The 11,197-nt window shown below is 51.2% G+C and carries 8 protein-coding genes; 3 read left to right on the top strand and 5 right to left on the bottom strand.

Annotated elements, in window-relative coordinates; genetic code table 11:
* Positions 1–140: 140 nt before the first annotated feature.
* Together Q0294_RS13215 and Q0294_RS13210 are read left to right on the top strand one after the other, a co-directional pair.
* The gene (locus Q0294_RS13215) at positions 141–1,499 is read left to right on the top strand and encodes a hypothetical protein (RefSeq protein WP_299466046.1); all 1,359 of its coding nucleotides are present in this window, start codon (positions 141–143) and stop codon (positions 1,497–1,499) included.
* An 87-nt stretch (positions 1,500–1,586) separates the two neighbouring features.
* Positions 1,587–3,698: a PhnD/SsuA/transferrin family substrate-binding protein gene (locus tag Q0294_RS13210; protein ID WP_299466043.1), complete on the top strand. Its 2,112-nt coding sequence runs from the start codon at positions 1,587–1,589 to the stop codon at positions 3,696–3,698.
* A gap of 90 nt (positions 3,699–3,788) precedes the next feature.
* Here Q0294_RS13210 and Q0294_RS13205 read toward each other — a convergent pair whose 3' ends face one another.
* The 3 genes from Q0294_RS13205 to Q0294_RS13195 form a co-directional block, all read right to left on the bottom strand.
* Positions 3,789–4,268, bottom strand: coding sequence for a hypothetical protein (locus Q0294_RS13205; protein ID WP_299466039.1), 480 nt, complete (start codon positions 4,266–4,268; stop codon positions 3,789–3,791).
* A 137-nt stretch (positions 4,269–4,405) separates the two neighbouring features.
* Positions 4,406–4,804 carry a hypothetical protein gene (locus tag Q0294_RS13200; protein WP_299466036.1) on the bottom strand — a complete coding sequence of 133 codons (399 nt, stop codon included), beginning with the start codon at positions 4,802–4,804 and terminating at the stop codon, positions 4,406–4,408.
* Between the two features lie 200 nt (positions 4,805–5,004).
* Complete coding sequence (locus tag Q0294_RS13195) at positions 5,005–6,339, bottom strand: hypothetical protein (protein ID WP_299466049.1); 1,335 nt, start codon at positions 6,337–6,339, stop codon at positions 5,005–5,007.
* Between Q0294_RS13195 and Q0294_RS13190 the strand changes: the two genes are divergently transcribed.
* Entirely contained in the window at positions 6,238–6,549 is a 312-nt protein-coding gene (locus Q0294_RS13190) for a hypothetical protein (RefSeq protein ID WP_299466052.1), read from the top strand. The two genes, Q0294_RS13195 and Q0294_RS13190, sit on opposite strands and share 102 nt — an antisense overlap.
* Positions 6,550–6,660: 111 nt before the next feature.
* On the opposite strand, the gene Q0294_RS13185 is transcribed toward Q0294_RS13190, so the two are convergent.
* Together Q0294_RS13185 and Q0294_RS13180 are read right to left on the bottom strand one after the other, a co-directional pair.
* Complete coding sequence (locus tag Q0294_RS13185) at positions 6,661–9,942, bottom strand: DUF6797 domain-containing protein (RefSeq protein ID WP_299466033.1); 3,282 nt, start codon at positions 9,940–9,942, stop codon at positions 6,661–6,663.
* Between the two features lie 421 nt (positions 9,943–10,363).
* Positions 10,364–11,077, bottom strand: coding sequence for a hypothetical protein (locus tag Q0294_RS13180; RefSeq protein WP_299466030.1), 714 nt, complete (start codon positions 11,075–11,077; stop codon positions 10,364–10,366).
* Between the last annotated feature and the right edge of the window lie 120 nt (positions 11,078–11,197).

The following is an 11,197-nucleotide window of genomic DNA, read 5'->3' as shown; positions in this document are numbered from 1 at the left end:
TCTCGAATTAATTAAGATCAAACTGTTGTTTGCGAATGTCTTCGTAGAGCAACATTTTATGGATATCACCAACGAGGCCGCTTCGAAGGACGTTCGAAGCTGATCTCTCAATCGATCTTTTTCCCAAAGGGAGAACAGCGATGCGCGATTCTCATCTGACTCACTGGTTTCGGAACTCTGTCATACTCGGCTGTTGTTTCAGTCTGATCTCAATCAGTGTAGTGCAAGCCGAGGAAATCGAGAACAAAGCGGCAACGCCAAAACCAAAACAGGTCCAAATACAGATTCAGGTCAAAGATGGCAAAGTCGTCCCGCTGATCACCAATGGTGCGACTCAGAAAAAGCCGGAGCCCGTCAAAGTTCCCGAAGGAACGCACCAGCAGATTGCTGTGATCGAGGTTGGCAGCAAATTGTATCCCGGTATGCGAATCAAGACGTTTTGTCTGGATCAGTCGGGAAATCTGCTGGCCGCCTATGGAACGGGAGCAGGGGAAATTCGGGTCTTCAATCCGGATGGAAAACTACTGGAAACCTGGAAGGTTCCGATCGCTCCGGATGCCATCAACGTGGATCAGGATGGCACGATCTACGTCGCCGGCAGCGGTAAGATTTTGAAGCTCGACAACAAGGGAAGTATTCTCTCCACCAACGACGCCCCGCACGCCAAAGCGATCATGGATAATAATGCCAAACTTCGCGAGCAGGTGGTACAGCAGAATAAAGCCCGGAATTCGTCGGTCGTCTCGATGGTGCCACGTCTGGAGAAAATGATTCAGCAGTTGAAAGATCAGAGTAAAGGCAAAGCAATGTCCGCGCAGGACAAAAAACGGTTGCTCTCCTACGAACGGATTCTGGAACAATATCAAAAGAGGGAGCTGACGGCAAAGAAATCCAAAGAGCCCACGGAACAGGAGATCAACGCGCAGGTGGAAGCGATGTCGAAACTGAAAATGCGGGTCTCCTCGATCTCTATGAACGAGAAAGAAATCTTCCTGGCCTGCTCAGCCATCGAAGGTTATGGATACGAGGTCTGGCGAACCGACAAAAACTTTGAGAACGGGGCGATCGTCGTCAAAGGCCTCCGTGGCTGCTGTGGTCAGATGGATGTGCAATGTAACAAAGACGGAATCTTCGTCGCAGAAAACTCACGGCACCGCGTGAGCCATTATGACCGCAATGGAAAAGAGATGAACCATTGGGGAAGTCGGGATCGCAACGGTGTCGAAGGTTTCGGCAGCTGCTGTAACCCGATGAATGTCGCCGTCGGCAAAGCCGGGGAAGTTTATACGGCGGAATCGAATCTGGGATACATCAAACGTTATTCAGCCGACGGTAAATATCTCGATTTTGTGGGGAAAGTCGACCTGGTTCCCGGTTGCAAAAACGTCTCGATCATGGTCACGCCGGATGGAGATCGGGTTTACATGATGGATCTGACACGGAATCATATTATCGTCATGGCCCGCAAACCAACGGCCACCGCAAGTACAGCAAAGTAAGCAGGCTCAGGCTGGCAGGTTCGCCTCGCATGCTGTGTCTCAGCGAACTTTCAGCCTGTGGTCACTCATCTGAATGAGGAGAGAAAAGTGACGTTCAAACAGATTTCGTTTTACCTGTTGTCTCTGGTGGCATGCCTTGTATTCAGTGGTTCGTCTGCTTTTGCGGGGGAGACCTCGCCTGCAAAACAGGTCAGCCCACAACCGTTGACGCTGATCGTGATGGATCCCCTGGCAGCACCTCTGTCCTGCCCTTGTGTAAAAGGTTACGCGCAGCGCGACTATGAGAAGCTGGGTGAGTATCTGCAGAACGAACTGGGATGCAAAGTCGAAGTCAAGTTTTCGGAATCACTGGCAAAAGTTCTACCGGAAAATGCGAACAAACAAGCATTTCTGATCATCGGCAAGGACTCGGTCGTTCGCGCGGATGCCAGTGCAGCGAAGCTGCCCGTGAACCCGGTGGCCCGTCTCTCGGATCTCAAGGGAGCAACCACGCAAACCGGATTGATTGTGGTTCCATCGAACGATCCCGCTCAAACAGCCAAAGATCTGCAGGGCTATCGGATTTTCTTCGGGCCCTCAGAATGTGATGAAAAACATCTCGCCGCCATGGCCATCTTGAAAAAGGCCCAGGTCACGATTCCCGAAAAACTGGAAATCAGCGCAGCCTGCAGCGATGGTGCCTGTAAAATTCTGGAGTTTGATAAAAACGTGCGTGCGGCCGCTGTCATTTCCAGCTATGCGAAACCGCTTCTGCAGGGGTGTGGCACAATCAAAAAAGGAGATCTGCGCGTTGTGGCGGAAACAAAACCGGTTCCTTTCATCACAGCTTTTGTCAGCGGCAATCTGAAGGCCGTCGAACAACAGGAAATCAACAACGCACTGCTGAATGTGGTAACGCAGCCGGAACTCTGTACATCTTTAGAATCGCTGTTGGGGTTTGTACCCCTCGAAAATCCAGGAGACACATCCCAACCAGCCACCGCGGCTGGTAAAAAAAAAATAGTCGAACCGGGGGGTAAGCAATCCACTTCAGTCTGGCCTGGCTGGCTCGGGCCGCAGCGGAATGGTTCTGTACCACAACTGCCAGCGTCATTGCCCGCCAAAGTGATCCGCATCTGGAATTATACCCTCGCCTTCCCCGGACTGGGGGGCATAGCCGCGACTCAGGATAGAGTCATTTTTGGTGATCGGGGGCTGGATAATCAGACCGACCTTTTTCGCTGTCTGTCCGCCAGTGATGGAAAAGTACAATGGATTGTAGAATATCCTGCGGCGGGAGAGCTCGATTATGGAACCTCTCCCCGTGCCACTCCGTTGATCTATGGCGATCTGGTCTTTCTACTCGGTGCATTTGGTGATTTACATTGTGTGGAAATCGCGACGGGAAAGATCTTCTGGAAAAAGAATCTGTATCAGGAGTACGGACTGATCGAAAAGCCCACCTGGGGAACGTGTTCGTCTCCTTTGATCGTGGAAAACCGGTTGATTGTCAATCCCGGCGCGAAAGAGGCTTCGCTGGTTGCTTTGGATCCTCAGACCGGGAAAACCTTATGGCAGACTCCCGGTAACGCAGCCGCCTATGGATCGCTTATCGCTGGAAAATTCGGCGGGCGGCTCCAGATTGTAGGCCATGATTCCGTTTCGCTGGGGGGCTGGGATCTCAAAACAGGTCAACGATTATGGACGGTGATTCCGAAATATTCGGGAGACTTTAATGTTCCTACCCCTCTGAATTTGAATGGGAAGCTGTTGGTGACTACCGAAAATAACGGGACGCGACTGTATGACTTCGATCAAAACGGGATTATCAATCCCCAGCCGCTGGCTATCAATGAAGATCTGAGCCCCGATATGAGTACGCCGATCCAAATTGGCGATCGGGTGTATTGTGTCTGGAATGACATCTACTGCCTGAATTGGAAAAATGGTTTGAAAACGTCTTGGAACGCAGCAGATAAGGCATTCAGTGATTATGCCGCCCTGATCACCGATTCTAAGCGAATTCTCGTGATCGGCAAAGGAGGCCAGTTAGTGCTGGTCGACGGCGCAGCGAAGCCGTTTCAGGTCGTCTCCCGCTTGGATCTTTTTCCCAGTCCGGGTAATGAAAATATCTTTTCTCACTGTGCCCTGGTCGGCAACCGCCTTTATCTTCGTGGTGAAAGCGAACTGATCTGCGTTGATCTGACGGGGCAAAAGTAGTCTTGAGATTTCTCCTGTTCGATAAAAAAACGCCTGATAATCCGGTTGGATTCTTCAGGCGTTTTTGTTTCACGCTTTTACTTTTCGACGTTATGGTTTCAGCTGATGCTTGCCATTATCAAATTGTTTGTGGCAGGCATTGCAGTTTTTCAGCATCGATTCGAAATGTGCTTTGCTGGCTTTAAAGTCTTTCGCTTTGGCTGCCTTGTAGAGCTGGCCACCAAACTGGCGCACCTGAATGCTGTGCTGGTCCCAGTCCGTACGGCTGTTTTCAGGCTTGTGCAGCAGCAGGAGATTTCCACCTTCTGCCAGAATCAGTGAGTCGGACTTGATGGCTTTCCAGATCTGGTTATTTTCAGGCTCGGCTGCCAGGGACATCTTCAGCCTTCGATAAGTCGGCTGGAACACATATTCCATGAATTCGTGCATATCAGGTTCGACTGGCACGCCTGTCTGTGGTTTATCCTTAGCGTCGGCGGCTTGAGACGGCGCTGTCTGAGACCAGGTCAGCGCGACTCCCATTCCCAGCAGCAGGCCCGCGGTCAGTATAGAGCGAAGATTCAGATTCATCTTGATTTTTCCTTAAAAGTTTCGTGTTAATAAACTAAGGGTGTGACTGGAGCAACAGCATCCATCCCAAGTGAAACTCAAGTCGGAGGATCTGTCTGCTCACAGGAAAGAAAGAAACTGCAGCGGCTGTGCTCTGTTTAAATCAGTAGCGCATTCAGCAAAATATAGGTTGGGCGACCGTATTTGGTCTCCGGGGGGGAAACCATATGCAGCCATTGTCGGTCAGGAATCGTAAGGGAACCGTGAGCAGGCAACAGGGGCAGAGAATTGATGTCATACGGAATTCGGCTGTCAGCCTGGATTGGAAAGGCAGCACACTCTTCTTCCATCAAAGCAAACGGCCAATCTGAATGGCAGTGCCAACCTTGCGGAAGCCGGGAGGCGGGAGTCGCTGGGTGGTACAATTGCAGATGTCTGACTAACTGTTGTCCGCTCAACCCCTGATGCGTATGTTCCCAACGTAGCGGCAAGTGGCTGACGATGAGCATCAGTAGCAGGGCCAGGAGTTTGTTACAGTGATTCGTCATGAGTCGCATCGTAAATCATCTTCACTCAATATTGTGATGAGACAAAACCAGGCCCGTTCTCAGGCAGGCAATACCCGGATTGTAATCAATTAAAGATCGGTCGACAACAGTTTGGGATTGGAGACTCTAAGATGAGTTGCTCTTTTGTGAATGTTTTATCGCCTCGAATCAACAAAAGAATCACGTTTCGTAACGCCGTTGATCGTCGGTTATTTCTGTCTCTCCATTAGGGCGCGACGATCGGACATGCTCCGCGTCAGCGTTTCCATTTTCTCTGTGAGACTCTGGAATTCATCCAATTCGGATTTTCGGGGTGAGGTTTTGAGCGGTTGACTCAGGGATCGTGCTTCTTCAATCAATTCAGCTGCTTCCTGATCACGTTTTAATGCGATCAAACTTTCAGCAGCGTCAAGTAATTGATAGGACGTTCTATCTTCTACTAAAAATTCATTGATTACAGTTAACGCTTGAAGATGGCGTTCTGCCCGCCGTAATTCCAGAGCGAGTAAATAGGTAGCTTGGAGCCAGTCATCGGTGCCATGTTTCGTTGCGTTGCGATATCTCTGACAGGCTTCGATGGATTTCTCCACCGGGGTATGTCTAAGCATCAACTGTACTTTCCATGCGAGTAGCTTTAAACGTTTCTCTTTATCACTGCCCGCCTCGCGCAGTCGTCGTTCAAAATGGGCGATTCCTTCGTCAAATCGCTTGAGGCGAAAGAGGTTGAAGGCTTCGCGGTTCAGAAATGCTTCGAGGGAATCTTCCGGAATATTGTCCAAAGCGAGAACGCGTTGGCAGTTTTCCAACGCCTGTTCGAATTGATCACCCCACTCCAGATAGGCTTGGCGTGTCATCTCTAACCGCCAGCGTACCTGTTCATTTTTTGTCGTTTTAAGAGATTCGGCAATAAATTGAATGGCACCCGTGTAGTCTTTTTTGGAATCAAAGGCTTTCAGTTTGTCAAACACGTCGTTTTCGGCGATCCATGCATCGCGGCTGCTACGCAGGGAGATATATTTGTTGGCAATACTACCAGTGTTATCCGTCAGCTTAAGTATTTCCTCCACGGTCTCCTTGTAGAAATGCAGCAGCGGTTCGTCACCACGCTCATCGATGTCCCCCAGTTGCGGCGCGATCGAATCCAGCGCATGACTAAGCAGGCGGGCACGCGATATTCCCGATTCCGCAGCCGCAGCAGTTAACAGTGCATCGCACTTTGTTTTTGCTTTTTGCGCAGCGGTAACAAACTTCAGATATCCCTGCAGACCTGTTTTTTCGTTGTAACCAGTAATGAATGCATACGGGATCCCTGCGCCGTCGGCTAATACCGCAGTGGGAGCTGCTGGCGCGAGGTAATGGCTTTGCAGTTGCTGGAAGCGAATTTCCCGTTTTTTTTCCTCGGGTGTTTCACCGAAATTAAAATCCAGTTCCACAAATACGTATTGCTTCGACAACGCATCTACGAATTCGTGCTTCTGAAAGATAGCCTGATCAAGCAACTCGCAGTGGTAGCACCAGCCATGCCCTGTGAAAAGCAGGAACAGATCTTTTCCTTCGGCCTTCGCGATTTGCTTTCCTTTTTCAAAATCTCGAATCCAGTCAGGCCCCGTGGCAGCATTGACATCGTCGGCAATCAGATGAATGAGACAGAAGGTTGCAAGTATTATCCATTTTGGCATGACTTACTCTTTCAAAAGCAGAACGAACGAGGGGCTTACTGGTATCCGATCCTGTTTATGATTTCCTCGGATTGACAAAGAAGGGATGATCCATAGTTGATCTATTTATCTAACAATTATAGATGAAATCTGTTTTTATCAGAAAAATGATGTTGGTGGCTCACATATTCTTTCGGCGAGGAGAACTTACTTACTGTTCGGAACGCCGTTGATGGTCCAGTAGATTTCTTCGTGAAACGGTTTTCCCTGCCGGTCTTTGAGGTTCAGTTTCAGATGTACCTGATTGACTGGTTTGAGATCAGGCACGGTCAGCTTCACACTCTTGCCATCTGCGGAAAGCGTTGCTTTGGTGAAGTTTAATTTCTCTTTCCCCGGTTGATCGGTGGTGGGAGAATACATGTCGGAACCGTATGCGGGACGCCAATGGTAGTTCCACTGTTCGGCGAGATACGATTTCAAGTCGGCGGCGGTTTTCGGATCGAGGGGGAAGTTGAAACTCAGCCTTAATCCATCTGGTTCGACCTGACAATCAGTCACGAGTGATATCGGTTTCCCGGTATAGCGCAGACGTTGAACGCCTTGGTCGACGAGCCCCGGTCGGCCGCCGCCGTTCCATCCGTCCAGACCGACCGCATACACTTGGCCGTCAGCCGGATTCACGCGAGCCCGGTGGATGCCCGAGCTGAAATCAAACGGTAATTTGATGATCGCGGCCTGGTTGGTTTCGTCAAATTCCTGCAGCATCAGATAATACAACCAGCCTTTGCCGAAGCTGGTGTGCAGTAAGCGACCGGAAAGGGGGCCCCAGCGTGGATCATCGACCCACAATTGTCCGCCTGAGGAATTGTCGAAGTCCTGCGGCATCCAGATCAGCGGTTGGTCGAATGTTTTGGGGGGAATCACTTTGCGATGATCAATGCGACCACCGTCCGGTGCCCAGCCGTCTCCCCCTGAGTGTGTCTGCACATAACCGTAGAAGCCGCCCGGCTTCACCAGACTGATTTTGGAAGCGGGCATCCAGTTGCCCTGATTGTCGCTGACCGTCATCCGGTTGTCAGGCAACATGCCCATGCCGTTGGGCGTGCGAAACCCTGTGCAGTACACGTCGCGTTGTGTTCCGTCAGGGGAGACTTTCATCACCGCGCCCGGCAATGCATAGCTCGTATACTGGCCGCACTTCGCATAATAAAAATTGCCTTCCGTATCAGTGTGCAAATCGAAATTGAACGCATGGAAGAAGCGGGAGACGTCGGTATCTGCCGAAAAACTCTCGTAGAAGTCGGCCTCGCCGTCGTGGTTCAAATCATGCAGACGCGTCAATCGATCTTTGCAGGTGACATAGATTGTGTTGTCTACCACTTTTACGCCAAAGGGTTCATACAGCCCGCCAGCAAAGCGTTTCCATTTCAGGTTCAACAAGTCTTTATCGATACCGGAAACAATCCAGATATCGCCGCCATGGGTTGCAACGACCATCCGACCATCGGGGAAGAAATCGAGTGCCGAGGTGCGAAACCAGGTGTTCCAGGGCGTGGATTCCGGGATGCTGATCGTGTCCAGCACATAAGCGCCCCGTTCCAGCCCGGGATATCCAACGGTCTTTAAAACAGCGGACCAATTGGCGGGGCCGCCGCTGGTCAAGCTTTGGGGATCGACGTGTGTCGTGGTTTCGTCTTGTTTTACCAGTGTCCTTAGTGTGTTTAAATCTCCCGTACCGGTTCCAGTAAAACAGAGAATCTCGACGAGCCGTGGTTTGTCATCCTCGGGGATGGTTAATACCAGTCGTTGTTGTGAGTCAACCTTCCAACTCATCCCGCTTACATCACCGGAGACGGCGGATGCGGTAAAGGGGCCGAGTTGAATTCCCTGTGAGCGACCGCTGAGGACAATCGAATCTGCCGCGGGTCCCTGTTTCTGTTGAGGCTGCGTTTCATTTCCCGTCAAGAGACCGGAAAAATTCGCGTCTCTTTTCTCGGGGGTTGCCGTTGCCAGTATCAATGCGTTTCCGGCACCGATATGCATACGATGTCGCACCGCCGTTTTTCCTTCGACTGCGATCGGCAATTCGGTAATCTCACGACCATCAATTTGATAAGCGAGCACGAGCTGTGTTCCGTGCAGATAGTGACCGTGGTAGAGCAGCCAGTTTTCGGGCAGCGGTCCCCGTGGTCGTAAATTCTCACGCGGGTAATCGAGGGTCCCTGCATGGCCCCACTGCCAGCCCGTCAGTCCTGTTAATTGTTTGCCCTGTGGCTGAGGTACGCCTTCACCGCGGCCGCGAATATGCTGAGTCTGACTTAAATCGAGAAACCCGCCTTGCCAGATGCCTGCCTGATTCAGCGTGTGCAGGTCGTACGAGATGGTTGTCGCATCATCCAGTTTGACTGTCAGAGCGCTGGTCGTGATTCGCCCCAGCTGTGAAGCCAGTGCCGGGCCAAAATCGCGTTTGATATTCAGATCGAATTCACCCGACTTCGTTCCTTTCGGGAGACGCTTGCGATACTCCTCAGTCACTACCGTGTATGCCGGATTATTCGGTTTCATAAATTCTTCACGAATATAATGCACCACCTGATACCGTTCTTTCGGGCTCAGGTGTTGCATCGGGCCCATCAAGCCGTTGCCTTTGGAGAGCGTCACAAACATCAGATACGGGTCGGCACCAAACTTCAATGGCTGTGTGCCGAACGCCCGGGCCGTAGGCAGCGACGGTTTATTCCCGTCCGCACCATGACAGTTAATACACAGACCCTGAAAGATCTGTTTTCCTGCCTCAAAATCCTGTTGACTCATTCGTTTCAGAATACCCGCGTGGTCCAGATTTTGGGTGTCGTCTTTGACGAGCAATTCTTCTGCCGATGGTTTCAGTTCCGCCGCACGCTGCGCACCGCCGCGGGCGACGTTGAAAACATAGCTGACTAAATCAAAGAACTCAGCCTGACTATTCAGTGTCCCCACCAGCCCGGCAGGCATCATGGAATTCTGGCTGACGGTTTTTTCGTCGATCTCTTGTTTGGGGACCACTATTTCCTGTTCCAGATTGGAGGCATCACGTAAAACCAGTGAATCCTTTCGGTCTTCCGCTACCAGCCCGGAAACCAGTTTACCGTCGGTTTTAATGATCGTTACTGTCTCGAAGCCTTGTTTGATTTTTGTCGACGGCGCGAGGATCGATTCGACCAGATACTCATCGGTCAGCGTTTGATCGGTCTTTGTCAGATCGGGACCCAGCGGGGTTGAGTCATTCCCGCTGTCATGACATTTAATGCAGGCCGCCACCGATTTGTAAAAAATGAGAGCACCCCGTTTCGGATTTCCCCGTCGGCGGGCTTCTTTGGCTAGTTGTTCCAGCGGAGCCTGTTTGAGTTGTTGTTCCAGAGAACTTGCCGGTGGTTGAGCTTCGACAGGCAGAATCAGTGAGCCTGTCAGACAGCAGACCACCAGAAAAGAGCGCAGTATCGAATTCATGGAAGCGACCTTCATGAGGGATGTTTCTCAGGTTCTCAAAAGAGTGAGAAGGACTCAGATATCACTATCTTAGAAGAGAGTCTGCCAACATTCCAGAATAGAACCTGTGTCGAGCCATGAATTCAGGGAGGCAAGAAGCGATGATCGAAACGGCAATGACGCGGTATCAATCTGAGCGTTACTGCGTTCGCCGTCGTTTTGGATTTGCCATTTATGAGGTAGGCAGGGGATTCGCGGTCGAATGCCCAATTGCTCTGGTTGAAAAGATGAAATAAAAAGTGCCAGGAATCTCTTATTGACCGGTAAAGCGGGCTGCATCACACGATCTCGGAACTCGAAAGTACAGCCGCCCCAAGGAGTACACCATTGAAGTCGTGAATCGATTCCTGGCACATTTGTGTTTTGTCTAACTGTGCGATCCTTATAATTGAGGCTGCTTGACTCGAGGAACCTCAGGATTCAACTTGCTTTTGATCTGTTCAATGGCGGCTTTCTGCTCCTCAGCATCGACTGATCCGTCCTGATTCGTGTCAAGCGTTCGAAACAGCCTTTGGAGCGGTCTGGGAACTTCAGCCGGACTGATGGCATTGTCCCGGTTTTTATCTAACTTCTGGAAGATGTCTGAATTGAGACCACTGCCGTTCGAGTCGGGGCGACCGCTTAAAATTTTGGCACGATCCAGTACCGCCATCTGCTCCAGCCGATTCAATGTACCATCCCCGTTCAAGTCAGCCCCTGCCATTTGAGTCTGTAGTTGAGGCGGTACTTCATTTCGAGAGATCATCCCGTCACGGTTTTGATCCATCCGCGCCATGACTTGAGTGAGCACTTCGACTGTGTCTACCGTTCCACCCTGGTTCATCCCGTTTTGCATGCCTCCGCCCTGACGCATCTGGCTGCCGCCGCCACCGCCCCCCTGCTGGCATTGACCGCCTCCACCTTGTCCCATCTGCTGGCCACCTCCGCCTTGTCCTCCTCCGCCACCGCCGCGTTGACCACCGCCTCCGCCACCGCCGCCACGTTGACCTCCGCCGCCTCCTCGACCACCACCGCCGCCGCCGCCACGTTGGGCATAAGCGTCACTGGCAAAAATCATCAGCGCAAACAATGTGAGTAGAAAACCAAATTTTCGCATACGTAAAATCCCCCTATCGGACAACAATTGTCAAACCTCAAAAAACATTTGGCCCGAACGAGTTGTTGAACGCCTTTTAATGGCACTCTGAATTTTGCTGATGAATGTAAAGAAGATGTG

Origin of the sequence: uncultured Gimesia sp. (assembly GCF_937919775.1) — a bacterium.
In the GTDB taxonomy this organism is placed as follows: domain Bacteria; phylum Planctomycetota; class Planctomycetia; order Planctomycetales; family Planctomycetaceae; genus Gimesia.
This window is presented reverse-complemented; position numbering and strand designations above follow the sequence as displayed.